Consider the following 25,873-nt stretch of genomic DNA (forward strand, 5'->3'; position numbering starts at 1 on the left):
TTTTTATGTAACTATTGCGTAAGTATTTTACAAAAAAGAAACATCCCGTTAATCTATAATTTTCGCTATGCGATAATGACTGAGCTCACAATTAAGATGACTGTATATAACAAATTAAAGCTTGCCATTTTAGCCATTGTTGCTTCACAGAATATTTATGCGATTAACGTAGATCCGGTTCAGATCCAGTCTGCGCCTGGAGAGTTACTCTATGCTGAAATGACCTTTCGACAATCTGATATGAATTTACCGATTGAGGTGAGTCTGGCTTCGCCTGAAGATTTAATCTCGATGGGTACATCACATCAACCGCCTGGTCATCTGAACTTTTTCACCCGGCGTAGCACTAATGGCACCGGAGTCATTACCATTACATCGTCTCGACCAATAACCGATCGGGAACTGAATATCATTGTCAAAATTAAGGAAGGCAATGCTGCACGTTTGCAACATATCCGCACGCCTTTGCAAGCGAAAACCGATTTATTAAAAGCCAGTCTAAAACAGAATGAACGCCCACTTACGCCAGTTGTCATGGTCAGTGAAAAAGATATTGCTTTAAACCTGCCAGTGACTACCCATTATAACAGCTCTCCAGCCACTTCAAATAAGCAACCGGTTTTAGAAAAGCCGCTGGCTGTGCAACATGTTAGTCCGCCGACATTGTCTAGCAGTTCAATTCCTCAAGCTACACTCGCGCCAGCAGCACCATCGATTCCGGCGCAATCTATCGCTCCTACAATTAAAAGCGAGTCTGTAACTGCTGCCAATACTCAAACTACGGTTAAAACTCCAGCATCGGCCACTTCAGATTCAACACATCATACTTCGCAGCCGATTCCCTCCCCGCCTGTTGCTACAGTAAAACCAACGCCGGCACAGTCTGTATCTGCAAATACGCCAGCGAGCAAGTTATCAGCAGATCATATTTCTCCAGAGCAAAATAAAGTATCTATGCAAAAACCGGCTGAGACTGGTTCTGAACATCAAAGCGCTTCCAGCGATCCATTGGTCAAGAAATTTGCCGAGGAACAGGCCAGAAAATCGGCTGGCTCAACTCCTCCTGTACAGACCCCAGCTCCAATTACAACAAAAGTTACACCAGCCAAGAGTGCCTCAGCCCAAGCTCAACCGACTTATATGGTTCAGTCCAATGAGTCGCTGTGGGGAATCGCATCACGAATTGCAGCAGAACAGCAACGTCCGGTTAATGAAGTGATGCAGCAAATCAAGCAAAACAATGAACATGCCTTTATCGGAGGAAATGCCAATCGTTTACGTAAAGGTGCAGCACTGAATTTAGCTATGATGAGTACTGTAACTGCTCCGATCAAAGTCACCGCCGCCAAGCAGACACAGGCACCTTCTCAGCCTGCTACCAAAACTAAATACCGTCTGAATCAGGCTGAAATGAGTCTGGTTGCTGAGAACCAGCACGATTCCGGACAGCTTTCTGCAAACCAGAACACAGAACACAATCAAACATCGAAGGAATTGTCATTAAAAGTTATGACAGCCCGAGAAAAAACCGTTAAATTACAGAGAAACGTAACCGAATTAGAATTGGCACTCAATCAGAAGGATCACAGAATTCAATTATTAAATGCGCGTCTGGCCCAGCTGCAACAACAGCTTAAAGCCCAACAAGCAGATAAGAAGCCAGTTAATTAAAAGTTACACATGACGATTTATTGGGATGAGTGAACATTGAATACACTCTATCCTCAAGGGGTAAAACATGCTGATTTATGTGATTCCATTAGTGATATTGATCATCGTATTAATTGTCGTCAAAAAACGACAAGATGCTCAAGAATCAGATAAAGCAAAAACTAAAACTGTAAAAGCGAAAAAACCTGGCTCTGCTTCAAAAACTGCCCCACAAAAAACCAAAGTAGTTGAGCCAGTCGGGGTCGCAAAAAAATCAGCAACGCCATTATCCGCAGAAACGCGTAAAAAAATTGAAGGCCTGATTCAGGAACGTAATTTTTTTGCGGCCGAAGCTCAGATTAACCAGGCATTGAATCGCGACAATTCCCAGCATGAGCTCTATCTGCTGTTGTTAGATATTCATATCTTACAGAAAGATGAGTTTGCGATTTCACAACTGCTCAACCATATCCGTTCTTTAAATTTAGATGAGATTCTGGCGCAAGCTGAAGCCAAACAGCGTGAATTTGATCAATCTTTATCTGCTGTTCAAGATACGATTGATTTCCCAAGTGCACAGCTTAAAACTTCATCTGTACAGGAAACCTCGGCATCTTCCGATGCCTTTGCTGATCTGGTCGCTCCCGCTCCTTCAAATGAGCAGGCATTTGAACAGTTGCAACAAGAGTTTCAACCAAGCAAGCCAGCTCCAGCAATTGAGCCTGTTGCGGATATTCAGCCACTTGAATTTAATTTTGAACCGACAACTACGCCGGTCATAGCGCCAAAATCTGAAGAAACTCCGGTACCTGCTGTAGATTTTGAATTTCAAGATACTTCATCTGCTGTTGTGCAAACTACACCTACGGCAGCAACAGAAACTGCACCTGTTTTAGATTTTAAACTGGAATTGCAGCAGGCTGCTCCAGTAGAAACAGCGGCTGCTGTATCTGAAGAGATCAAGCCTCTGGATTTCTCATTTTCTATAGGAACTCCAGCGCCTGTCGCCAAAAAAACCTCAGAACCAGCAATTGAGTTTGATCTGTCTAGTCTTTCTGCTGCTGCACCTGTGAGTGAATCTGCGACACAGACAGACCTTTCATCAGGCCTAGACTTTAAATTAGATCATGCAGAAACTAAACCTGCTGCAACAGGTGTTACTTTCGACATTCCTGCTACATCAGTTCAAACAGCCACAGACCAGCATGATCCACTGGTACAATCTTTCCCGGAATTACTGGACATCAATGAGGCCAGTCTGAATCTGGATCTTGCGCAGCAATATATTCAGCTCGGTGCCTATGTTGCCGCACGTGAGATCATTGCAGAGCGAGAAGCTGAATATACGGCCGAGCAACAGCAACGCGCAGAGCAATTACTGAATCAAATCGCATCTTGATGCATTTCGATTTACACTAAAGCAGTCAAGGGTTGGCTGCTTTTTTTATGATGAAAAATATTGCATTAATTTATATGGGTGGCACATTCGGCTGTGTCGGCGATCCACTTGCCCCGATGTCTGCGGATTTATTTATTCCCAAGCTCGAACAGATACTCGCAGACCAATATTTCGTTGAATGCCACCGCGCACCAGCCATTAAAGACAGTAGTGCCTGTACAGCCGCGGACTGGCTGCAATTGGTGCAGTTTATTCAAGAACTACAATCTCGAAAGATCCAATATTTTGTGATTATTCACGGTACAGATACGCTGAGTTATGCCAGTGCAGTCCTGGCACATTTTCTCGGCAACTCGGCACATGTGGTACTGACTGGTAGTCAATATCCGCTGCTGAATGCTCAGGGCAATAAGCAGCGCGAATTTAGTGATGCGCTGGATAATCTGAGGTTCGCCCTGGATTCTGTCAGCATGTGTACCGCAGGGGTCTATCTGGCTTTTCATCATCAACTAATGCATGCCCAGACGGCACTCAAACAGCATACCACCGAGTTAAATGCCTTCTCAGGTCTTGAGGCCAACATTACAATCCAGGCCAGTCAGCAGTGTTATCAAGTCAAAGCTGAAGATATTAGGAAAGCCGCTGGATTTAACTGCATGAGTATCATGATGCAGCCGATCGATCTGGCTCAGCAGCTGAATAATCTAAATACCTTATTGGCGCGACCACCCCATTTTTTATTTCTGCAAGGTTTCGGTACTGGCAATCTTGCAGTCAATGATGCCCTGATTGCGCTCCTTGATCAGCTGTATGATCGGGGTTGTATTTCTGTTTTGACTACCCAAGTTCCTTTTGGTGCGACAGATCAGCGCTATGCCATTGCAGAATGGGTCAATCACTGCAAAATTTTACTGAATGAAAGTTATGGACATGCGGATCTGTATGCAAAAGCCCTGAAAATGTATTTACAATACGACACTGTAGAGCAATGGCATCGTCATTGGTACGATCAATAAGGTTTGAGGTCATTATGCAGCGTTTTGCGGTGGGAATTGAGTTTTGTGGAATGCATTATCGGGGATGGCAGACTCAACAGCCGGGAGTTGCAAGTGTACAGGAAACCATTGAAAAGGTCCTGAGCAAAGTTGCCGATCAACCCATTAGCCTGCATGGTGCCGGCCGTACGGATGCGGGGGTACATGCGACCAATATGGTGGCACATTTTGATAGCGATGCCATCCGTTCTGAACGTGGCTGGCTGATGGGTTGCAATAGCCAGTTACCCAAAGATATCTCGATTCAGTGGATCAAAGAGATGGATCACAGCTTCCATGCCCGCTTTAAGGCTCAGGCACGCCGTTACCGCTATGTGGTCTATAATCATCCTGTGCGACCTGCCTTGCTGCATAAACAGGTCACCCATGTCTATGCTCCACTCGATATTGAACAGATGATGCTGGCTGCGAAAAAGTTTGAAGGTACACATAATTTTGAAAGCTTCCGTGCTGCAGCCTGCCAATCCAATCAACCGGTGCGCCATGTCAGCCACTGCCGTCTGATTCAGCATGGTCAATATCTGGTACTGGATATTCAGGCCGATGGCTTTCTGCATCATATGGTGCGTAATATCATGGGCTGCCTACTGGAAATTGGTCAGGGCATGTATGCTGCCGATCATATTGATAGTATTTTCGCGGCCGAAGACCGCAAAGCTGCTGGCGTGACTGCGCCTGCCGATGGTTTATATTTTATTCATGCCGACTATCCGGAGCAGTTTGAATTGCCTAAATTACCGTTGGGGCCGCATTGGCTGAATCTGCCGGAATAATTTTTAAATTTTTTAGAATATTTACCTCCCCTAACTCCTTCTGAAAGGAGGGGAATTCCTCCCTTTTTAAAGGGAGGTTAGGAGGGATTTTTAACGCTGCTTGCGTTTCCGATATTCCACTGGCGTTTCATTGGTCCAGCGTTTAAAGGCACGATAAAACGTACTTGGTTCCGAGAATCCGGTCAGATAGACAATTCTTTCAACACTTTCAGTGGTACTCGCCAGCAAACGCTTGGCCAGACGACAACGATAATCCGACAGAATCTGTTGAAAGCTGGTATGTGCTTCACTCAGTTGTGTTCTTAAGCGACGTGGCGTGATGTTTAGCTGTGCAGCTACAGTTTCCAGTGTGGTTTCGCCACTTTCCAAAGTAGAGCCAATCGCTCGACGAACTTCACCGACCAGATCATAACGCGCCAGTTCCTGCAGTTTTTCAATTGCCAGCTGCTCATGTAATTGTAAAAGCTCTGGTTCAGCCTGCCACAGTGGAAACTCTAGAATACTTGGGTCGAAATAAAGTCGGGTTTCTTTTTGACCTAAGCTGACCGGACACTCATAAACCCGGAAATATTCCTCGTCAGGAGCACCTTTGGAAAAATTAAAATCGATATAAATCGGTTCAAAACGTCCTTCGGTAATAAATTTGAAGAAACGCAGTACACCCGACATGGCACACTCGGTAAAATGACGATTGACCAGACTTTCAGCAAAAGGCTGCTCGCCATTGGTTAAATAGCAGCGACCATCTTCAATCACCAACTTGGCAGCAAAGGCATCGCTGATCAGTCGTTGATAGGCCAAGGCACGTTTCAGTCCCTCACCAAAATTTTCAGATGAAACAAACAGGTGTTCAATCACCTGACCACGATACAGTGGTAAATGTTCGCCCAGATGCAAACCAATATCCGGGTCCTTACTGACTTCTTCAGCTGCCACCCAAAAGGCATACTGGGCACTCAGCGGCGTACGGTCATTGGCCTCGACCTGATTTAAAGCAACTCCTGCTTTGGTCAAAAGTTCTTCTGTCGGCAAACCCGCACGACGAATCGCCTGATAGCCCAAACGCAATACGACTGATGCATCCGTTAGCTGACTCACTCAAAAGCCTTCCTTGTATGTACTTCATTTATACTTAAAAAGATTAATTTTAGATTAACTGCGATTGACCAAACTGACAACAGAAACCGACATTTTTTTAGTTAAAAAGTTTATCCTGATCGTTCGCTTATTTTACTGACAGATGATCAGTCTAACACCCGTTTCACCTTGTATTTTGCAAAAAAATTGACTATAATTTGCGCCTTTCCAATTTATTCATTCAGGTAGGCTATGGCCAATAAAGAGGAACTCATCGAGTTCGAAGGCGTTGTCACCGAGACGCTTCCTAATACTATGTTCCGTGTACGTTTAGAGAACGGTCACGAAGTGATTGCCCACATCTCTGGTAAAATGCGTAAACACTATATCCGTATTTTAACTGGCGACAGTGTAAAGGTTGAAATGACACCTTATGATTTGACCAAAGGTCGTATCACCTATCGTGCACGCTAAGTTTTAGCGCAAGCAAAAGCCACTTTTAGTGGCTTTTTTATTGCTTTAATTTTTTATTGAAAAATAAAATAATTTGACACTGAACTATAAACTCACGACTATTCATTTAATTAAAATAACATGTCTAAAAACCATGAATATGAAGTGCTTGGTCCTGCTGTGCAGCTTAATCCTCGTCGCCTGTGCCACAGGCGGCAAACATCACCTAAATCAGTCGCTACAACACTATGTCGGTCAAAATGCAGCACAGGTTCGCAGCCAGCTTGATCTGAGTGCAATGGGATTTAAAACCGCCCAGCAACCGATTCAGACAGCAGAGTTTCTCAGCTACACTATTTTTCGGGACATGAATATTCCGATGGGTACACCGAATATTAGTCAGAGTATTTCGATCGGTGTACCAATGCCTACGCCCTCAAATGGCGGTTATAACATCGAGATGAAATGCCAAATCCGGTTTGAGCTGAAAGATGAAATTATCCAATCCGTTCGCTATAGCGGCAGGGCTTGTTAAGCTGTCATCCTGTAGTCCAATTTCTTTGATGGATTGATGTTGAGCTAGCTCTCGCCCCCATCTGTACCGCGTGTCAAATTACAACAATACCAATCACACTTCCTGCCTACACTATTGATGAGTCGTTCCTGTGCAGGAGTGAAATGATGCGATTTTCCTATCTCCAACTATCGCTCGGTATTTTGGCCAGTGTTTTAATAGCGGGCTGTGCACATTCCCCCAATATGGGCCAATCTGACCGCGAAGCCTATTTGCAGCAGTTTGTTGGACAAAGCAGCCAGCTGATCGATCAAACTCTGGATCTGAAACGTTTAGGTTATCAGCAGGTCAGTGGGCCTGAACTCAGTGCCCAGCAATTAAGCTATGTGGTACAGCGCCCTGTTGCAATTCCTTTGCCTGTAGCACAGTTTCCGGCAGCAGGCGGTGCTGTACCTATTCCGGTTCCTGTGAGTCCTTCAGGTGGCTATGACGTCAATCTGCAATGTAAGATCACCTTCTTACTCAAAGACAATATTGCAACCGCAGTTCGTACTACAGGTCGAACCTGTTAACCTGAGCCAGATACGAGAAATCTGACATAAAAAAACGCAGCCCAAGGCTGCGTTTTTTAATCATTTTTTTAATCAAAACAGACTTAGTTCAATGCAGCAACCACTGCCTGACCCATTTCAACTGTACCGACTTTCTGCATGCCTTCAGACATAATATCTGCTGTACGCAAGCCTTGATCCAAAACATTGCCTACGGCATCTTCAATCGCTTTGGCTGCAGCTTCTTCACGGAAAGTGTAGCGTAGCATCATCGCAACAGACAAAATTGTGGCCAATGGGTTCGCCAGGTTTTGACCCGCAATATCAGGGGCTGAACCATGACAAGGCTCATACATGCCTTTAGCATTTTCATCTAGCGAGGCTGATGGCAACATGCCGATTGAACCGGTAAGCATCGCTGCTTCGTCAGACAAGATATCACCGAACAGGTTAGAGGTGACAATCACATCAAACTGTTTTGGCGCGCGCACCAGTTGCATCGCAGCATTGTCGACATACATATGTGACAAGTTAATTTCTGGATACTGTTCTTCTTTCAACGCAGTAACGGTTTGTTTCCACAACTCAGTGACTTCAAGTACGTTGGCTTTATCCACTGAACAGACCTTGGCACCGCGCAGCTTCGCCATTTCAAAGGCAACTTTGGCAATGCGTTTGATTTCAGATTCTGAATACACATCCGTGTTATAACCTTGCTTCTCGCCGTTTTCCAGTTCACGGATCCCACGTGGCTGACCGAAATAAATACCGCCCGTCAATTCACGCACGATCAGGATATCCAGACCTGCCACGATTTCAGGTTTCAGGCTTGAAGCATCAGCCAATTGTGGATAGAGAATCGCTGGGCGCAAGTTGGCAAACAGGTTCAGTTCGCTACGTAATTTTAATAAACCGCGTTCCGGACGGATTGAGCGCTCGATCGTATCCCATTTTGGCCCGCCGACGGCGCCCAATAAAATTGCATCGGCTTTTTTGGCCTGTTCTGAGGTCACTTCAGGATATGGTGAACCGTGGGCATCAATTGCCGCACCACCGAGTAAACCCTGTTCCCATGTCAAATCGAGATTAAATTTTTCATTTACACGATCCAGTACCTGCTCTGCCGCTTTGACAATTTCAGGACCGATGCCATCACCAGCTAAAATCAAAATTTGTTTAGACATGAGATTTTCCGTTTAAAGCGTCAGATTCAGACCTGACAAAGGTTAAATTTTCTTTTCTACAAACTCTGCAATGCCGTTGACCACATTATAAGGTTTGCAAAAACGACGAATGGTTTTTTGCTCTTGCAATAAATCCACGCAAAGCGGATCAGGTGCAGAGGCATTTAATAAACTGCTGCTACGCGCACTACGGTCGCGGAACATTTTCAAGGTATAAGTTTTGTTGGCCTGAAAGCGATGAAACACATGTAAAATTTCCGCTTTATCCTTACTGATTGGATAAAAACGGACGACTAATTCATGCTGTCCTGCGGGTACTGACAAGTAAATCGGATTGGCCTGATTCAAATTCTTAGCCTGCAAACGTACCAGTTTTTGCTTTCGCGCCTCATTACTGAGGCGGCCATTGTCGTTATTGACAATGATGGTCTGGTTTAAGCGCTCGAACTGGCAATCCGATGTTCCTTTACAGTAAATCAACGCATTGTTTTTGCTTTCGGCATTTTCTTTGGCATGTTTGAGCTTCATGGTATCGATGCTTTGACATGCAGTCATCAGCACCGACACCGTACTTAAAGCAAGCCACTGTTTCCAATAATTCGCCATAATGTCTGTCTTACCCAATCAAAAAACCCAATAATCTTCCGATATTAGCAAGGGCATCGCAGTCATGCTATGACAATTTTCGCTGATTTAGCCCTGAATTTCGGCAAATACCCATGGACGTGATTGTTTGGTTTTTTCCTCATAAGCACGAATGTCATCCGCAGCTTGTAAAGTTAAACCAATATCATCCAGACCATTTAACAGGCAATGCTTACGAAATGGATCGACTTCAAATTGAAAGCTTTCACCATTTGGTGTGCGTACTTCTTGTGCGTCCAAATCGATGGTGAGTTGATAACCTTCAGTTGCAAGGCATTCTTTGAATAACTGATCAACAATCTCTTCAGACAAAATCACAGGCAACATGCCATTCTTAAAGCTGTTGTTATAGAAAATGTCGGCATAGCTTGGTGCAATCACGGTACGGAAACCGTATTCTTCCAATGCCCATGGCGCATGTTCACGACTAGAACCACAACCAAAGTTGGCGCGTGAAATCAAAATGCTCGCGCCTTGATAGCGAGGTTGGTTTAATGCAAAATCCTTGTTTAAAGGTCGTTTTGAGTTGTCTTGACCCAAATAGCCTTCATCCAGATAACGCAATTCATCAAATAAATTCGCACCAAAACCACTACGTTTGATCGATTTCAAAAACTGTTTTGGAATAATTAAATCGGTATCGACATTGGCCCGGTCTAATGGTGCAACGATACCTTGTTCAACGGTATATTTTTTCATTGTCTTTATTCCTAAAGAATGTCATCACTTTAAATCTCCCCTAACCCCCTCTTTATTAAAGAGGGGGACTGAGGGGGATTTTTAGAAACTACGCACGTCAACAAAGTGACCGGCAATTGCCGCGGCGGCTGCCATTGCAGGGCTGACCAGATGCGTACGACCGCCATTGCCCTGACGACCTTCAAAGTTACGGTTAGACGTCGATGCACAATGCTCGCCCGGTTGTAACTTGTCAGCATTCATTGCCAGACACATTGAACAACCTGGTTCACGCCATTCAAAGCCGGCTTCTACAAACACTTTATCCAGGCCTTCAGCTTCTGCCTGGGCCTTGACCAGACCCGAACCCGGAACCACCATCGCCTGCTTGATGCTTGCCGCAACTTTACGACCTTTGATCACTTCAGCCGCAGCACGAATATCTTCAATACGCGAGTTGGTGCATGAGCCAATAAAGACACGGTCTAATTGAATTTCAGCCAAGGCCTGACCGGCATTTAAACCCATATATTGATAAGCACGGTTCCAGTCATTGCGTTGTACTTCGTCTTTGGCTTGTTGCAAAGTTGGTACTGCCTGAGACACTGGAATCACCATTTCAGGAGAGGTTCCCCAAGACACTTGCGGCTCGATCTCTTCGCCTTGCAAGACCACAACTGTATCAAAGTGTGCATCTTCATCCGAATGTAAGGTATTCCAATACACTACGGCCTGATCCCACTGTTCTGCAGTCGGTGCATAAGGACGGCCTTTAACATATTCGATGGTTTTGTCATCGACAGCGACCATACCTACGCGTGCACCGGCTTCGATTGCCATATTACACACGGTCATACGACCTTCAATCGACATGTCACGGAACACCTGACCGCCAAATTCAATCGCATGACCAGTACCCCCTGCTGTACCAATCTTGCCGATAATCGCCAAGACCACATCTTTCGGTGTCACGCCCTGACCCAACTGACCGTCAACGCGTACCAACATGTTTTTCATCTTCTTTTGAACCAGGCATTGGGTCGCCAATACATGTTCAACTTCTGAAGTACCGATACCATGCGCCAAACAACCGAAAGCACCATGGGTCGCAGTATGTGAATCACCACAGACCACGGTCATGCCCGGCAAGGTTAAACCTTGCTCAGGCCCAACCACATGCGCAATCCCCTGACGGATATCATTAATATCAAATTCAACAATATTAAAGTTCTTGCAGTTGTCGTCCAAGGTTTGTACCTGAATGCGCGAAGTTTCATCTTCAATGCCGGCAACACCCTGTTCACGCTCTTTTTTCGAGGTGGGTACGTTATGATCTGGTGTAGCAATGTTTGCGCTTAAACGCCATGGCTTGCGCCCGGCGAGTTGTAAACCTTCAAATGCCTGTGGCGACGTTACTTCATGTAATAAGTGACGGTCGATGTACAGTAAGGCAGAACCATCATCACGTTGTGTTACTAAATGGTCATCCCACAATTTATCATATAATGTTTTTGCTGTTTGGGTTGCGCCTGCCATGTCGATGTACTCCACTGGACTGGGTAAATTCTTGCTCTGATTTTGATTATATCGCTGCTGTCACATAAATCTAATTTATCATTTTTATTAGTTAAAAAACTTTTTGGAATCTTTCAAAAGCTGAATAAAATCATGCTTTCGCTGCATTCCTATAAATCTACTTTTCCGATCAATTTATTAAAAATATTCGTTTTTACAAATCAAATGAGAATTATTATTATTCCTGCATAGACAGAGATTTATATTTTGAGGAACTTCGACATGGCACATATCCAACGTTTTGTAGACAATAATCAGCGTATGTTTAAAAAGACCTTCAGCTATTACATTATGCACATCACGGTGGCGATGATTGTCGGTTATTTGGTGACTGGCAGTTTGGCCATGGCAATTGCCTTAAGTTTATTGGAACCCACAGTACAGGCAGTTGCGTTCTTCTTCCACGAAAAAATTTGGGAGCGCAATATCGAACAGCAGAATGAGGACATCACCGCCTGATCTTTTCTGTCGATGTTCCTGACCAAAGACCATCTCATCCAAGAGGGTCTTTTTTTGGCGCTATTTAAATCCCAAGGCTTTGAAAATGTTTAGTAATGCAGCAATGCAATAGAAGCAAGCGAATTATGCTTTGATTTATTCTTAAAAAATAACAATAATATAACTACACATAAAAATTCTTTATAGGTGATTAAGATGAATCTCGCAGCTTTTGAAGCCTTCGTAAAAGTCATGGAAACTGGTTCGATTTCTCTGGCCGCAGATCAGCTTTTTATTACTCAACCTGCCGTCACCAAACGTATTCACAGTCTGGAAGAATATTTTGGGGTCAAACTGTTTGAATCCGCCGGACGTGGTGTACAAGCCACCCATGCCGCGCATTCGCTGTTGCCTAAAGTGAAAAACTGGCTGAATGAACTCGGTGATATTCATTATACCTTGAGCCATGAACAGGGTCAGGTACAGGGAAAATTGAAAATCGGCACCAGTCATCATATTGGCCTGCATCATCTTCCGAGTCATTTGCGCCGTTATGTACAGGAATATCCGGATGTAAGGCTGGATGTACATTTTGTCGATTCCGAGCAGGCGCACGAACAAGTCATTGCCGGCGATCTGGAACTGGCATTTTTAACCTTGCCGCCACGGGGCGATGCACGTTTGAATTATGTCACCATCTGGAATGATCCTCTGGTCTTTGTAGTTGCACCCTTTCATCCACTGGCGCAGCAAAAAAACCTGTGCCTGGAAGATTTGCTGAATTATCCGAGCCTGCTGCCGTCTTCACAAACCTACACTTCGCAGATTACGCTGGCCGAATTTGAAAAACAGGGCATTAAACCAAAAGTCAGCATGAGCAATAATCCGCTGGAATCAATCCGCATGCTGGTATCCATTGGTCTCGGCTGGTCTGTGCTGCCAAAAACTCTGGTCAATCACGATCTGCATCAGCTGGATATCAATCTGGAAATGAACCGCCGGCTGGGCATGGTCTGGCATCCGGGTCGTACTCAGTCCAAAGCGGCGCAAGCTCTGGTTCAACTCATGCAAAGTAGTTCCCTACCTCTTTAATTCATTTCTAAAAATGCTGCATTCAAAACAGTGCAGCATTTTGTTACCTAAATACACCCATCTGGGGATTTCTTTCGCGTATTTTTAAGATAAATCTATTCTTTTGCGATGCAGAGAAATACTTAAAATTATTCGATGGAGCCTGACGGATGCAGCTCGATTCTCCCCTAAAATCCCTCTCTCAAGATAAAACAAATACCAGCAGCCTATGGCTTTCGGCCAAACCGATGCTGTTGCCTACCCCTGCGCTTGATTTTGCCGACGAACAAACAGCGCGATACAGCCTGCGTGACTACTTCCTGAATACCTTTGATACCTATGAGCAGTTATTTGAATGCCTCAAGCATGAAGATGCTTTTTTTATCAAGCCAATTAATTTGCGTCATCCGCTGATTTTTTATTTTGGTCATACCGCGACTTTTTTTGTCAATAAACTGCTGCTGAGCAAACTCATTACTGAACGTCTGAATCCGCATTTTGAAAGTATTTTTGCGATCGGGGTTGATGAAATGAGTTGGGATGATCTGGATGAAGTGCATTATGACTGGCCGACTGTGCAGGCAGTCCGGGATTATCGACATCAGGTACGCGCGCTGATTCTGAACATTGTTGAGCATGCCCCGCTGAATCTGCCCTTAAACTGGCACAATCCGTGGTGGACGCTGATTATGGGCATCGAACATGAACGGATTCATCTGGAAACGTCATCGGTGCTGATTCGTCAGCATGCTTTAGAACATGTACACCAGCATCCGCAGTGGCGTGCCAATATCATTACCGGCATTGCCCCGGAAAATAGTTTGATTGCTGTGCCTGAAGGCCAGGTACATCTACAGAAAGATTTTAACCATCCTTTTTATGGCTGGGACAATGAATACGGCCAGCATGAAGCCGAAGTTGCAGCCTTTGAAGCTGCAAAATATCTGGTGTCGAATCAGGAGTTTCTGGCCTTTGTCGAAGCAGATGGCTACCAGACCGGACACTACTGGAGTGAAGAAGGCTTAGGCTGGCTGCAATTTTCACAAGCGACTCATCCGTGTTTTTGGTGCAAGACTGAACTCGGCTGGTCATTGCGCCTGATGCTGGAAGAAGTCCCCATGCCCTGGGATTGGCCGGTAGAAGTAAATTATCATGAAGCCAAAGCCTTTTGTCAGTGGAAATCGCAACAGCTTGAAAAAACCATTCGTTTACCGACTGAGGATGAATGGTATCGCCTGTATGCGGTTTCAGACCTGGATCCAGATTTACCCAGTCCTGAACAGGCCAATATCGAATTGAAATATGGCACCAGTTCCTGCCCGGTCGATCATTTTCAGCAGGGCGATTTCTATGATATTCAGGGCAATGTCTGGCAATGGACTGAAACGCCAATCTATCCGTTTCAGGGCTTTCAGGTGCATCCTCTTTATGATGATTTTAGTACCCCGACCTTTGACGGGCGCCATAATATTATTAAAGGTGGCTCCTGGATTTCAGCAGGCAATGAAGCCCTGCACAGCGCACGTTATGCTTTTAGACGGCATTTCTTTCAACACGCTGGCTTCCGCTATGTCGCCTCTGATCAAGCCTTGCAACAGTTTCCTTCACAGTATGAAAGCGACCAGTTGGTGTCTCAATATCTGGAGTTTCAGTACGGCGCCGAATACTTTGGCATCGCCAATTTTGCCAAAACATTGGTGCAGCTGGCGCAGCCGTATTTCCGAGAAACTGCATGTAAAAGTGCTCTGGATATTGGCTGTGCTACTGGCCGCGCCAGCTTTGAACTGGCACACTATTTTGATCAGGTCACCGGTCTGGATTTTTCTGCACGCTTTATTCAGCAAGCCGTCTTTCTGGCCCAAGGTCACCGAATCCGTTATCAGCTCCCCGTAGAAGGTGAATTAAGCGAAGAGAAAATCTGCTCGCTTAAGGATTTCGCTTTGGATCGGCTTGCCTCTAAAGTGGAATTTTTTCAGGCCGATGCCTGTAATCTGAAAGCACATTTTATTGGCTATGATTTTATTCTGGCGGCCAATCTAATTGACCGGCTGCATCATCCCAAAGACTTTTTGATGCAGATCCATCAACGGATAAATATGGGTGGAATTCTACTGCTCAGTTCGCCTTATACCTGGCTGGAAGAACATACTGCACGTGATGAATGGCTGGGCGGGTTCAAGCAGGCAGACAGAGAGGTCACTACGCTAGAGGGTATCTCGGAAATATTAAAGGCTCATTTTGAGCTGGTGACCCAGCCTCAGGATGTGCCTTTTGTTATTCGTGAAACCGCCAGAAAATATCAACATAGCTTGTCGCAAGTCAGCATCTGGCGACGCACTCACTAAAGCCTTCAAGCTAAAAAAGCCAATCATTCGATTGGCTTTTATTTCATCCTTCACTGGTTGAGTTTTCATGCAGGGATTCATTGAGTTGATCCACCACAATGGCCCATGAACCATCAGATGCAATTTTTTCGGTTAGAAACTGACGTTGTGCTTCTGACCAGTACGGTGCATCGAGTAAAGTCAGATCTTTATGCAGTTGATGTTCGTGAATAAACTTTTCAATGCCTTCCTGAGTGGCATCCAAGCCAAGCTGCTGAAACAGATGTGTCATACGCGGTCGAACGTGAGTCATAGCATTACACCTCAAACTTTTCCATTATTTTCATGTCCTGTTTTTTGAGCATAACATGTCCGAGGCAAGCGGACTGTGAAAAAACATTAACACTTACATTGAATTCGGGCAGATAAAAAAGCACAACCGAAGTTGTGCTGGATCAATCAGATGGATAAAAGGCAATCAGTTAAATCGACCAGTCCTGTATGTTCCAGCCCTGCGCTTTGGCTAAAACTTCAAGGCGGTCATCCGGATTCACCGCAATGGCATGATCGGCATATTCCAGCAAGAAACGGTCATTAATCGAATCTGAATAGGCCCAAGACTCGGTCACATCGCGACCTTGCAGCCACTGTTCCAGACGCACCAGCTTGCCTTGTTGATAACACGCGGTATTGATCACTTTTCCGGTATATTTGCCATCGAGTACTTCAGCATTGGTGGCAATAATTTCAGTAATGCCGAATTCACGAAAAATTGGTGCAGTAATAAAATCCGAAGTCGCGGTAATTCCGACCAGAGCATGACCGGCGTCTTTATGCCGTTGAATGGCCTTAAAACCTTCTGGACGCATTTGCGGGCGAATCACCTTTTGCATAAACAGCTGGTGCAACTCGGTTAAATAAGCATGCTCATGTTGGGTCAGAAACTGGAACACAAATTCATTATAGGCATAGGGGTCTAACTGACCTTTTTTATAGTCGTCATAGAACTTGTCATTCATGGCACGATGCTGCACCGGATCGACCAGGCCCTCGCTGACCAGAAACTCTCCCCAAGAATGATCCGAATCCGTGTTTAACAAGGTGTGATCGAGATCAAATAGCGCCAATTTCATGAAAATACTCGTAAAAACTGAAATTTAAGAAAAAAATTGTAAATCTATCTCCGCTAGTCGATAGAAATTCGTTAAGATCATAGCAATTTTAACATTTTTAAACTTTGCTTTTTTCGAGTTGGATAAAGAAATAACGCTCCCCGATGGCAAAGGTATAAATTAAACAATTTTTAGGTAGCCAAATGATCGACTCTGAGGGTTTCCGACCAAATGTCGGGATCATTTTGGCAAACGATGCTGGACAAGTTTTATGGGCAAAACGCATTGGTCATAATGCATGGCAATTTCCACAAGGAGGTATCCAATATGGAGAAACCCCTGAGCAGGCACTCTATCGTGAGCTGAGAGAAGAAGTTGGCTTATTGCCCGAACACGTCCAGATCATCGCGCAAACCAAAGGCTGGTTGCGCTATCGTTTGCCGCATCGATACATACGACCGGACTCCGATCCGGTGTGCATCGGTCAAAAACAAAAGTGGTTTTTACTCAAACTCACGGCCCCCGTTCAGCATATTCAGTTGAATCTGTCTGATCCGCCGGAATTTGATCAATGGCAATGGGTCAGTTACTGGTATCCATTAGGTCAAGTCGTGAATTTCAAACGTGATGTTTATCGCAAAGCCCTGGTGGAGTTGTGTCAGCAGCTACCCCAGCAAAAACCTTAAAAAATCGCATAAATCATGCAGATTTTTTGGTCGGCTATTGTTATAAATAAACGTATCACTGAAATTCTGAATAGACGGAGCAGACCTTATGTCGAATATGCAACTGGACACGTTGAGACGTATTGTTCAAGAGATCAATGCATCTGCCAGTTTGCATGAATCCCTCGATATCATGGTCAAGCATGTCGCGGACGCCATGCATGTCGATGTCTGCTCTATTTACCTTCTGGATGAACGTAACCAGCGTTATCTGCTGATGGCTTCCAAGGGCCTGAAGGCTGAGTCTGTAGGTCACGTATCGTTACAGACTGGCGAAGGTTTGGTGGGTCTGGTCGGCCAGCGTGAAGAAATTGTCAATCTGGACAATGCACCCAAACATGAACGCTTCCTGTTCCTGCCTGAAACCGGTGAAGAGCTGTATAACTCTTTTCTGGGCGTCCCGGTGATGTACCGCCGTAAGGTAATGGGTGTGCTGGTGGTTCAGAATAAAGAATCTCAGGATTTCTCTGAAGCCGCCGAATCATTTCTGGTCACACTGTGCGCGCAGCTCTCTGGCGTGATTGCCCATGCCCATGCGGTGGGCAATATTGATGTCTTCCGCAAGCCAAATAACCTGCCTGCCTATAAAACCTTTCAGGGTGTGTCCGGTTCAGGCGGGATTGCTCTGGGTCGTGCCGTGATTCTCTACCCGCCAGCAGATCTGGCCGCCGTTCCCGATCGTGAAGCCGATGACATCAGCGAAGAACTACAATTATTAGACAGCGCCCTCAACTCCGTCCGTGAAGAAATCCAGTCGCTCGATGACAAGATGCAGGATGCGCTGATGGCCGAAGAACGCGCCCTCTTTAGCGTATTCTTGCGGATGCTGGATGAAAATGCCCTGCCGGCAGAAATCAAGGCGCTCATTCGCGAAGGCCATTGGGCACAGGGTGCAGTGCGCATCGTGATTGATAGTCATGTGGCACAGTTTGCCCAGATGCAGGATGATTATTTACGTGAACGGGTGGCAGACTTAAAAGACTTGGGCCGCCGTATTCTGGCGCGTTTACAGGAAGCTGATGCCAGTCATCGTGAGCTGACCGATGAGAGTATTCTGATAGGGGAAGAGATTTCCACTGCAGCTCTGGTTGAACTGCCAGTGGATAAAATTGCTGCGATTGTCACCACTGAAGGTGCCATGAACTCGCATATGGTAATTGTGGCACGTGCCCTCGGCATTCCGACTGTGGTCGGTGTGACTGAACTGCCAATTAATACCCTGGATGATGTAGAAATGATCGTTGATGCGCATCAAGGCCGGGTCTTCATCAATCCGCCACGGCGTTTGCGCAGTCGCTATAAAGAAATTCAAAAAGAAGAAGAACAGATCGCCAAAGATCTGCGTCAGTACGAAACCAAAGATGCGATTACCCCAGATGGGGTAGCGGTAAAACTATACGTCAACACCGGCCTGATGATCGATGTGGTCCGTGGCGTGCAACGTGGTGCCAAAGGCGTTGGTTTATACCGTTCTGAAATTCCATTTATGCTACGCGACCGCTTCCCGGGCGAAGAAGAACAGCGCGCGATTTATCGCCAGCAACTCACTCACTTTGCCAATAAACCGGTAGTGATGCGTACCCTGGACATTGGGGCAGACAAAGACCTGCCGTATTTCTCGATTGAAGAAGAAAATTCGGCACTGGGCTGGCGTGGCATTCGTTTTACCCTGGACCATCCAGAAATTTTTTCTTCACAAATTCGCGCCATGCTTAAAGCCAGTATCGGACTGAATAACCTGCATATTCTGTTGCCGATGGTGACCAGTGTCAGTGAGGTTGAAGAAGCCCTCTATTTACTGGAACGTGATCATGCGGCGATTCAGGAAGAAGAACAGGTCAAAGTGAACAAGCCAAAACTCGGCATCATGGTGGAAGTGCCGAGTGTGCTGCATCAGATTGATGAGTTTTCCGAACTGGTCGATTTCTTCTCGGTTGGCTCTAACGATTTGACTCAATATCTTTTGGCAGTCGATCGCAATAATCCGCGGGTTGCCAATGTCTATTCACATTTACATCCTGCCGTACTGCGTGCCCTGACCCGTCTGGTGCAGGACTGTCATCGTAATGAAAAACCGGTCAGTATCTGCGGTGAAATGGCAGGTGATCCGCTGTCTGCGGTTTTGCTCATGGCCATGGGCTTTAATACCCTGTCAATGAGTTCGAGTAATATCCTGAAGGTACGTAAAACCATTTGTCACGTGCCGATGAGTGATGCACAGGAATTGCTACAGCATGTGTTAAAAATGGACAATCCACTGATGGTAAAAAGCTGGCTGGAATATTATTTCAGAACCCATGGTTTGGGTGATATGGTGAAATCAGCCACGCGTATGGTGAGTGCCTAATCCGGGACTTTTCCAGTCCCTCGACGAGTGTAGAGGTGGTTATGGAATTTCTGGTTATCCTGTTCATGCTCATTGCGGTGTTCTATATTGTTATTATTGCACCTGCCTTGCGGGCCCGGAAAAATGCGGATTATTCCGGTTCATCTTATACACGTCCTGCCAGCGGCTATGCCGATCGGCCTAAAATGTCCCCTCTATTGGGCATCGAAATTTCAGCATCCCAGCGACGGCGTTTAGGCCGAAATGATCCCTCTGTGATAGCGGCCAAACTCTATCGTCAGCAAAAAGATCAATTTGCCAGTTTTCAGCAGGCCAGAACTGAACCTCACCCTGCACATTATGGACAGCCAAATCAGGGAAGACTGAATAAATTATTTAATGATTTTATACGAGATGAGCCAACAAATTCATCGCGGCGCTCCACTCAAAATACACAAAATCGTAGCAACCGCCCCGTTGCCCCGCTCTCTCCACTTGGAACCAACCCCAAACAGCCAACGCGTCATCCTCAACCACCTTACAGATCTTAAGCTGCCATTAAAAAAGGGCGATCTTCCATAGAATATCGCCCTTGTCTGTGCTTGTTGTAGCCACGTTTTGCATTTTTCTTTCGGTCTACAAAAACCTGACTTTTGTTGACTTCATGCATGTGTTTTGCCACAAAATTATGGATCACCACATGCTCGACTGTTTTCTTCTTGGCCATGTTGTACTTTCGCCTTTTAACTAGATTTTAGTGAGTTTCCACGCGAGTGGGAAAATAATGATACGCCATTTTGGACAATTTTCAAGCATATTTGCCAATGCTTTTTTTAAAAATAAAGACCATTTAAGCAGGATATTCTGTATTACAAAAATGAGCGCTATGGCCGGAAAACATGCTGATTACATTCAGCACTTTATGATGTTTTTCACACAGACAAAACCTAATCAAAAAAAGCATTTAAAATAAATTAGTTATAAGATTTATTTTAAACAGCACGATTCATCTATTAGTTTGATCCTTTGATAAAAACATATAAGGGACTTAAAGATTGTTATTTTCGTTTAATCCGATTCATTATTTGAGTTATCCAAAATATAGAGAATTTGATATTGTCAAAGAGTAGAAAACCGGCTACTTTTAAAAAGTAACCATTTAATTTTAAATATTTTAGACTTTATTAACTTTAAAAATATTTTTTGAGTGACATCACTCAATTATATCCTGTGAATTCCACTTTGTGCGCTAACAGTATTTATATCAAGATATTGAAAATAGAGTAAAACCTGATGCCCTTCGCAGATAACTCAATATTTTATAAATACTGGATAAACGCTACAAGATATTCAAAACTTGGAGAGGAAAAATGAGCCAAGATTTTAAAAAATGCCCTGTTACCCACCTGACCACTGAAGCGGGTGCGCCTGTGGTCGACAACCAGAACAGTATGACCGCAGGTGCACGTGGTCCATTACTTGCTCAGGATTTATGGCTGAATGAAAAACTGGCTAACTTTGTTCGCGAAGTGATTCCTGAGCGCCGTATGCATGCCAAAGGTTCAGGTGCTTTTGGTACATTTACCGTGACCCATGACATTAGCCAATATACCCGCGCTAAAATCTTCTCTGAAGTGGGCAAAAAAACTGAAATGTTTGCGCGTTTCTCTACCGTTGCCGGTGAACGTGGTGCTGCCGATGCAGAACGTGATATTCGTGGTTTTGCCCTGAAATTCTATACCGAAGAAGGTAACTGGGATTTGGTTGGTAACAACACACCAGTATTCTTCTTCCGCGACCCTCGCCAGTTCCCTGACCTGAATAAAGCAGTAAAACGCGACCCACGCACCAACTTGCGTAATGCGACCAATAACTGGGATTTCTGGACATTGCTGCCGGAAGCATTGCACCAAGTCACCATTGTGATGTCAGATCGTGGTATTCCAGTCGGTTATCGTCACATGCATGGTTTTGGTAGCCATACCTACAGCTTCATCAATGCCAACAATGAACGTTTCTGGGTGAAATTCCATTTCCGCACGCAACAAGGCATTCAAAACCTGACCGATGCCGAGGCAGCAGAACTGGTTGGTCGTGACCGCGAAAGCAGCCAGACTGACCTGTACAATGCGATTGAACGTGGGGACTTCCCGAAATGGACCCTGTTCGTACAAATCATGCCAGAACTTGAGGCAGAACAAGTACCATATCATCCATTTGACCTGACCAAAGTCTGGCCGAAAGGTGATTATCCGCTGATTGAAGTCGGTGAGTTCGAACTGAACCGCAATCCGGAAAACTATTTCCAGGATGTGGAACAGGCGGCTTTTGCACCCAGCAATCTGGTACCGGGCATCAGCTACTCGCCGGACCGGATGTTACAAGCACGTTTATTTAACTATGCCGATGCCGCGCGTTACCGTGTCGGCGTGAATCACTCACAGGTTCCGGTCAATGCTGCACGCTGTCCGGTCAATTCTAACCGTCGTGATGGTCAGGGTCGTATGGATGGCAACTACGGTTCCTTGCCACATTATGAGCCGAACAGTTTCAGCCAATGGCAGGAGCAACCGGAATTCAGAGAGCCACCACTAAAAATCACCGGTGCTGCCGATTTCTGGGATTTCCGTGAAGATGATAACGATTACTTCAGCCAGCCACGTGCCCTGTTCAACCTGATGAATGATGAACAAAAGCAGGCCTTGTTTAATAACACGGCTGGCGCGATGGGTGATGCACTAGATTTCATTAAATACCGTCACATCCGCAATTGTTATAGTTGCGATCCGGCCTATGGCGAAGGCGTAGCACAAGCACTCGGCATGACAGTGGCAGATGCACAGGCTGCTCGTGAAACCGATCCAGCCAAAGGCTTAGCCAGCTTGCTTTAAGCTGCCTTAGCGATATATAAAAAACCACCCTCGGGTGGTTTTTTAGTGTGATATCAAGCAGTATACAAATAATACGTCACTAGAAAAAATATAACGATGAGCAAAGATATTGAAGACATCATTCAACAACACGACATCATTTTATTTGATGCTGTTTGTGTGATCTGTAATGGCTGGGCACGATTTTTGATTCAATACGATAACAAGATACAGTTTAAACTGGTCTCTGCCCAATCCCCTTTAGGTGTTGCCCTGCTCGAGCATTACCAGATGTCCACTGCACATTACAGCACGATGCTCGTCATCCAAGCTGGCACACTTTATACCGAATCCACTGCCCTGTTAAAAGTCGGTTTTCCGTTGAATTTAATGAGTACAGGCTATTTAGTGCCGCGTTTTATCCGCGACTTTCTGTATCGTGGCGTTGCTTTAAAGCGCTACCAACTATTTGGTAAAACTGATTATTGCCTGATTCCATCTAGCGAAAATAAACACCATTTTCTGGAAAATGCTATTCGTGAATTCTGAGCCTGTTTTCACCCAAACACTTCGCAACATTCAGCTAAGCTTGGCAATGCGCTGATTCTATCAAGGACTGATTCCAAAAATACTGTTTCAGTCCCCTGCTGAAATCACAATCTGGCAAAACCTGGGCTTTGAGCGGGTACTGGCCAAAGTCTTGGTTGGATTTTCTGGCATAGGTGAAATGCTGTTTGGCTGATGCTTTCTGTGCTTGCCATTCAACTCATCAAGCAAGAACAGCGTGAAGCCATTAGACAATAATCCGTTTGCCTTCATGTACGCAGTAAAACGGATTAATCAGCTTGGAAGAATGTTTGATAATTTCATGCAATTCATGCTCTGGTGCATCCCGATCTTCATCAGTGAGCTGGAAAGTACGGTAATGAATCGCCAGTGAGCATTTGGCCTGCAAGTCCTGATGTGCATGAAATGCATCTTCCGGATTCATATGAATCGCACGCATCAGTGCACGCGGCTCATAGGCACCGATGGGCAGCAAGGCAATTCGGGGCGCACCCAGACGCTTGCGAACCTCTTTAAAATGCGAGGCATAACCACTATCTCCGGCAAAGAAACAATGTTCCTGACCATGCAATAAGGAAAAGCCACCCCACAAAGCACAATTCTGATCACGCATACCGCGCCCCGAGGCATGCTGTGCCGGCGTATAGACAATGCGGATTTCTTCAAAAAATGCATTTTCCCACCAGTCCATCTCATGCACGGTATAGTGCTTTGGCAAATACCAGGCATTGCCCAGTCCGGTATAAATTGGCATTTCAAATGTGCTATGCAACCATTCCAGTGTGGCCAGATCCATATGATCATAGTGGTTATGGCTGAGCAACACAGCATCAATATGTGGCAGTTCATCTAGCGCAATACCGGCAGGAATGACCCGCTGCGGGCCAGTGGATGCAGAAGGACTGGCATATTCAGCCCAGACCGGATCGGTCAGGAAATTATAAGGCCCAATTTGAATGAGCACAGTGGCGTGACCAATAAACCAGATTTGCCAGTCATCTAAAGGCGCATCGGGACGCTGCTGTGGCAATGCACGCGGTCGCGCAAAAAACTCGGCACGTTCTGCATCGAGATTGATATTCCAGTTTTTGGATTTTCGGGTAATGAGCCATTTATATAAGTCAAAACGACTGTGCGCCCGAGCAGGATGCTCGAGATTACGAAACTGTTGTCCATTGAAATGATCTGAATGCAGATACTCAAATACCGGCTTAGACCAGAGATGTTTCCAGCTGGACTCCGTGGTTAACTGAAATTTTTTAGTTTTGAGAAGATCTTGCATAAACATCCACTATTTATTATTCGCTATATGCAAGACAGCAACCGCTTGAAATGGTCAGGCGATGCATCTTTTAATGAGCATACAAACTAAAAACAGGCGCACTTGAGTATAGTATGAAATCCATCACAGACAATCATGTATGTTTTTGTTATTTTAGCAAAAAAATAGCGCTCTGATAGCCTGCTGGCTGGCCGGACTATGGGTACTGTCGAGAAAAACATGATGCATACAGTTTTTTAAAAAATACAAAATCATACCAAGCCCTACTCTGCTGATTCCAGCCAAAATTTTATCCTCATAATGTGTGCTGATTTGATCGTGCACGCCTGAGTTATGCAACGATTGAGAGTGCATACGATGACATATACTATTTTTAACATTTGGCCAATCTGCTAAATAGACTTGCTTAAACTCTTGTGAACGGATGTAGCCATAGACTTCATTCCTCTAAAAGATTTAAAGCATAAAAAAGGGCTTTCGCCCTTTTGATTTGCTACAGATTTAGTGCTTGGAAAAGTATTGCTCACGCCACTCTTTCCAAAAGTACATAATGATGCCGAACATCACCACGGCAATTCCTGCAAAGGCATGACTGCTGATGATTTCATGATTCAGAGTCGCACCAAGTACCAGTGCGATGACTGGCGTCATGACATTACTCAAAGATACTGTTGAAGCATTTAAACGCCGAATCAGCCAGAAATAACACAGCATCGCCACAATCGAGGACATGATCATGGTAAATACAAACCCGATCAGCGCCTGTATGCCAGGCAACTGGGTCGGCATATGCTGCCAGATAAATGGAATCAAGAGCAGTGAACCGGCTGCTGATAGCAGCAATGAACCTGTCGCTTGTGACATTGGGCTTAAAGGTGCGTTGATCTGTTTGACCCAGAAGATTGAACTGATATAGGACACCATACTGATCAGCATCAGCACCACACCCCAAGGATTCACCTTGCTGTCTGCCGAATCTAAAAATACAAAACTCAGCCCTGCAATGGCAACAGCCATACCTGACCATTGCAGCCACACTAACTGATGAGTTTTTAAGATCACATGCCCGATCAGACCGGCAATCAGCGGCGAAAAACCAAAAATCAGGGCCATCAGACCTGAGGTCAGATAATTGGCTGCCAGATAAATAAACAGCTGTGCACCGATTAAATTCAGACTGCCGGCCAGATAGCTTTTCATTGAAGTGCCGTCAAAAGGCAAGGGATCACGCATGATTTTTAGCAGGAATAGCGCAATAATCGATGCGCCAAAATAGCGAATGATCAGTACCCACATCGGGTGAATCTCGGCCACGCTCCAGACAATCGCCAAAGGCGTTGCGGCCCAAATCAGCACCAGTAAAGCATAAATACTTGCCGTCACCAGCATGGGAGATGAATTTGAATTCATAAAAGACTCAATTAAAGTTAATCAGAAAGAGTTGAACTAACTTCTCGTTCAAATCCACAATCGACAATACTGATTGCGGCATGGATGCCGCCGCTAAACTGGGATATATGGACATATCCTCAGTTTAGAAAAAGATTTTTGTCACCTTGCGCCATGTATGGCTCATCTCTCAAAAGTGAGGCATTACCTACGCA

General features: G+C 45.1%; 25 protein-coding genes and 1 pseudogene. 16 read left to right on the top strand and 10 right to left on the bottom strand.

Annotated features, from left to right (window positions below):
* Positions 1 to 75 precede the first annotated feature (75 nt).
* The 4 genes from FTT75_RS02480 to truA all read left to right on the top strand — a co-directional run bounded on the left by FTT75_RS02480 (position 76) and on the right by truA (position 4,877).
* Positions 76 to 1,671, top strand: a complete 1,596-nt coding sequence (locus tag FTT75_RS02480) for a hypothetical protein (RefSeq protein ID WP_180185870.1) — start codon at positions 76 to 78, stop codon at positions 1,669 to 1,671.
* 67 nt (positions 1,672 to 1,738) lie between these two features.
* Positions 1,739 to 3,049 carry a fimbrial protein FimV gene (locus FTT75_RS02485; protein ID WP_100357557.1) on the top strand — a complete coding sequence of 437 codons (1,311 nt, stop codon included), beginning with the start codon at positions 1,739 to 1,741 and terminating at the stop codon, positions 3,047 to 3,049.
* A 47-nt stretch (positions 3,050 to 3,096) separates the two neighbouring features.
* Positions 3,097 to 4,065, top strand: a complete 969-nt coding sequence (locus tag FTT75_RS02490) for an asparaginase (protein ID WP_180185871.1) — start codon at positions 3,097 to 3,099, stop codon at positions 4,063 to 4,065.
* Between the two features lie 14 nt (positions 4,066 to 4,079).
* Positions 4,080 to 4,877: a tRNA pseudouridine(38-40) synthase TruA gene (truA, locus tag FTT75_RS02495; protein WP_180185872.1), complete on the top strand. Its 798-nt coding sequence runs from the start codon at positions 4,080 to 4,082 to the stop codon at positions 4,875 to 4,877.
* A 90-nt stretch (positions 4,878 to 4,967) separates the two neighbouring features.
* On the opposite strand, the gene FTT75_RS02500 is transcribed toward truA, so the two are convergent.
* Positions 4,968 to 5,975, bottom strand: coding sequence for an AraC family transcriptional regulator (locus FTT75_RS02500; RefSeq protein ID WP_180185873.1), 1,008 nt, complete (start codon positions 5,973 to 5,975; stop codon positions 4,968 to 4,970).
* Positions 5,976 to 6,206: 231 nt separating this feature from the next.
* Between FTT75_RS02500 and infA the strand changes: the two genes are divergently transcribed.
* The 3 genes from infA (at position 6,207) to FTT75_RS02515 (ending at position 7,493) form a co-directional block, all read left to right on the top strand.
* Complete coding sequence (gene infA / locus FTT75_RS02505; protein ID WP_001284370.1) at positions 6,207 to 6,428, top strand: translation initiation factor IF-1; 222 nt, start codon at positions 6,207 to 6,209, stop codon at positions 6,426 to 6,428.
* A gap of 133 nt (positions 6,429 to 6,561) precedes the next feature.
* On the top strand, positions 6,562 to 6,942 hold the full coding sequence (locus tag FTT75_RS02510) for a hypothetical protein (protein ID WP_100355809.1): 381 nt from the start codon (positions 6,562 to 6,564) through the stop codon (positions 6,940 to 6,942).
* Between the two features lie 146 nt (positions 6,943 to 7,088).
* Positions 7,089 to 7,493, top strand: coding sequence for a hypothetical protein (locus tag FTT75_RS02515; protein ID WP_005172844.1), 405 nt, complete (start codon positions 7,089 to 7,091; stop codon positions 7,491 to 7,493).
* Between the two features lie 83 nt (positions 7,494 to 7,576).
* Here FTT75_RS02515 and leuB read toward each other — a convergent pair whose 3' ends face one another.
* The 4 genes from leuB to leuC all read right to left on the bottom strand — a co-directional run bounded on the left by leuB (position 7,577) and on the right by leuC (position 11,515).
* Entirely contained in the window at positions 7,577 to 8,656 is a 1,080-nt protein-coding gene (gene leuB, locus FTT75_RS02520) for a 3-isopropylmalate dehydrogenase (RefSeq protein ID WP_005095472.1), read from the bottom strand.
* Positions 8,657 to 8,698: 42 nt separating this feature from the next.
* Positions 8,699 to 9,262, bottom strand: a complete 564-nt coding sequence (locus FTT75_RS02525) for a hypothetical protein (RefSeq protein ID WP_005095471.1) — start codon at positions 9,260 to 9,262, stop codon at positions 8,699 to 8,701.
* Positions 9,263 to 9,349: 87 nt separating this feature from the next.
* Positions 9,350 to 10,000 carry a 3-isopropylmalate dehydratase small subunit gene (gene leuD / locus FTT75_RS02530; protein WP_005095469.1) on the bottom strand — a complete coding sequence of 217 codons (651 nt, stop codon included), beginning with the start codon at positions 9,998 to 10,000 and terminating at the stop codon, positions 9,350 to 9,352.
* Between the two features lie 81 nt (positions 10,001 to 10,081).
* The gene (leuC, locus tag FTT75_RS02535; protein ID WP_180185874.1) at positions 10,082 to 11,515 is read right to left on the bottom strand and encodes a 3-isopropylmalate dehydratase large subunit; all 1,434 of its coding nucleotides are present in this window, start codon (positions 11,513 to 11,515) and stop codon (positions 10,082 to 10,084) included.
* A 261-nt stretch (positions 11,516 to 11,776) separates the two neighbouring features.
* Here leuC and FTT75_RS02540 point away from each other — a divergent pair, with 261 nt between their 5' ends.
* From FTT75_RS02540 to ovoA, 3 genes are all read left to right on the top strand, one after another.
* Positions 11,777 to 12,013, top strand: coding sequence for a DUF2061 domain-containing protein (locus FTT75_RS02540; RefSeq protein ID WP_005172852.1), 237 nt, complete (start codon positions 11,777 to 11,779; stop codon positions 12,011 to 12,013).
* Between the two features lie 195 nt (positions 12,014 to 12,208).
* Positions 12,209 to 13,084, top strand: a complete 876-nt coding sequence (locus tag FTT75_RS02545) for a LysR family transcriptional regulator (RefSeq protein WP_005095462.1) — start codon at positions 12,209 to 12,211, stop codon at positions 13,082 to 13,084.
* A 149-nt stretch (positions 13,085 to 13,233) separates the two neighbouring features.
* The gene (gene ovoA / locus FTT75_RS02550) at positions 13,234 to 15,408 is read left to right on the top strand and encodes a 5-histidylcysteine sulfoxide synthase (RefSeq protein ID WP_180185875.1); all 2,175 of its coding nucleotides are present in this window, start codon (positions 13,234 to 13,236) and stop codon (positions 15,406 to 15,408) included.
* Positions 15,409 to 15,451: 43 nt separating this feature from the next.
* On the opposite strand, the gene FTT75_RS02555 is transcribed toward ovoA, so the two are convergent.
* Together FTT75_RS02555 and FTT75_RS02560 are read right to left on the bottom strand one after the other, a co-directional pair.
* Entirely contained in the window at positions 15,452 to 15,700 is a 249-nt protein-coding gene (locus FTT75_RS02555) for a DUF2789 family protein (RefSeq protein ID WP_005095458.1), read from the bottom strand.
* Positions 15,701 to 15,869: 169 nt separating this feature from the next.
* Positions 15,870 to 16,520, bottom strand: a complete 651-nt coding sequence (locus tag FTT75_RS02560; protein WP_005095456.1) for an HAD family phosphatase — start codon at positions 16,518 to 16,520, stop codon at positions 15,870 to 15,872.
* A 182-nt stretch (positions 16,521 to 16,702) separates the two neighbouring features.
* Here FTT75_RS02560 and FTT75_RS02565 point away from each other — a divergent pair, with 182 nt between their 5' ends.
* The 3 genes from FTT75_RS02565 to FTT75_RS02575 all read left to right on the top strand — a co-directional run bounded on the left by FTT75_RS02565 (position 16,703) and on the right by FTT75_RS02575 (position 20,101).
* Positions 16,703 to 17,185, top strand: coding sequence for an RNA pyrophosphohydrolase (locus tag FTT75_RS02565; RefSeq protein ID WP_005095455.1), 483 nt, complete (start codon positions 16,703 to 16,705; stop codon positions 17,183 to 17,185).
* 88 nt (positions 17,186 to 17,273) lie between these two features.
* Positions 17,274 to 19,571, top strand: a complete 2,298-nt coding sequence (gene ptsP, locus FTT75_RS02570; protein WP_005172856.1) for a phosphoenolpyruvate--protein phosphotransferase — start codon at positions 17,274 to 17,276, stop codon at positions 19,569 to 19,571.
* A gap of 41 nt (positions 19,572 to 19,612) precedes the next feature.
* The gene (locus FTT75_RS02575; protein ID WP_005095451.1) at positions 19,613 to 20,101 is read left to right on the top strand and encodes a hypothetical protein; all 489 of its coding nucleotides are present in this window, start codon (positions 19,613 to 19,615) and stop codon (positions 20,099 to 20,101) included.
* On the opposite strand, the gene FTT75_RS02580 is transcribed toward FTT75_RS02575, so the two are convergent.
* A complete protein-coding gene (locus FTT75_RS02580) occupies positions 20,098 to 20,277 on the bottom strand; it encodes a hypothetical protein (protein WP_005095450.1) in 180 nt (59 codons plus the stop codon). The genes FTT75_RS02575 and FTT75_RS02580 overlap by 4 nt on opposite strands.
* Before the next feature lie 643 nt (positions 20,278 to 20,920).
* On the opposite strand from FTT75_RS02580, the gene FTT75_RS02585 reads away from it, so the two are divergent.
* From FTT75_RS02585 to FTT75_RS15950, 3 genes and pseudogenes are all read left to right on the top strand, one after another.
* Complete coding sequence (locus tag FTT75_RS02585; RefSeq protein ID WP_180039675.1) at positions 20,921 to 22,441, top strand: catalase; 1,521 nt, start codon at positions 20,921 to 20,923, stop codon at positions 22,439 to 22,441.
* Positions 22,442 to 22,537: 96 nt separating this feature from the next.
* Positions 22,538 to 22,969 (top strand): thiol-disulfide oxidoreductase DCC family protein, encoded by a 432-nt coding sequence (locus tag FTT75_RS02590; protein WP_180039673.1) that lies wholly within the window; start codon positions 22,538 to 22,540, stop codon positions 22,967 to 22,969.
* Positions 22,959 to 23,159 (top strand): annotated as a pseudogene (locus FTT75_RS15950) (DoxX-like family protein); the annotation flags it as partial. The gene FTT75_RS02590 and the pseudogene FTT75_RS15950, both read left to right, overlap by 11 nt.
* A 54-nt stretch (positions 23,160 to 23,213) precedes the next feature.
* Here the strand turns inward: FTT75_RS15950 and FTT75_RS02600 are convergent.
* Together FTT75_RS02600 and FTT75_RS02605 are read right to left on the bottom strand one after the other, a co-directional pair.
* A complete protein-coding gene (locus FTT75_RS02600) occupies positions 23,214 to 24,269 on the bottom strand; it encodes an MBL fold metallo-hydrolase (protein WP_074383975.1) in 1,056 nt (351 codons plus the stop codon).
* 501 nt (positions 24,270 to 24,770) lie between these two features.
* Positions 24,771 to 25,679, bottom strand: coding sequence for a DMT family transporter (locus tag FTT75_RS02605; protein ID WP_180185876.1), 909 nt, complete (start codon positions 25,677 to 25,679; stop codon positions 24,771 to 24,773).
* Positions 25,680 to 25,873: the final 194 nt, after the last annotated feature.

This window comes from Acinetobacter sp. YH01008 (assembly GCF_013420435.1).
Lineage (GTDB): Bacteria > Pseudomonadota > Gammaproteobacteria > Pseudomonadales > Moraxellaceae > Acinetobacter > Acinetobacter pseudolwoffii.